The sequence below is a fragment of the Mesorhizobium sp. M7A.F.Ca.MR.148.00.0.0 genome (genome assembly GCF_003997735.1).
In the GTDB taxonomy this organism is placed as follows: Bacteria; Pseudomonadota; Alphaproteobacteria; order Rhizobiales; family Rhizobiaceae; genus Mesorhizobium.
Window position 1 is genome coordinate 604 of the sequence record NZ_RZTB01000316.1, and the last position, 288, is coordinate 891.

Consider the following 288-nt stretch of genomic DNA (forward strand, 5'->3'; position numbering starts at 1 on the left):
CCTTTGAAGCTCCCGCTGTCGGTAAAGGAGGCGGCCGCGCGTTTGGCTAAGGCGGATGGCGTGTCGCTCAATCAGTGGATCGCTTCGGCTGTGGCGCAGAAGGTTGGAGCAATGGAAACGGCGGCGGATTTCCTGCGTCGTCGGGCGGGCGATGCGTCCGCCGGCGATTTTGGAAAAATGCTTGAGCGGGTTGCTGGCGGACCTCCGCAAGCTGGCGATGAGCTTCCGCCTGATCGACATTGATCAGCGACGGTTCTTTCGCCAGTTCTGGGCAGTCAGCCGGTAGAA

The 288-nt window shown here is 61.5% G+C and carries 1 protein-coding gene; it reads left to right on the forward strand.

From position 1 onward, the window contains the following. The coding region (locus tag EOB49_RS37110) for a pilus assembly protein HicB (RefSeq protein ID WP_127383527.1) at window positions 1-243 on the forward strand (243 nt) is incomplete at its 5' end. Window positions 244-288 lie beyond the last annotated feature (45 nt).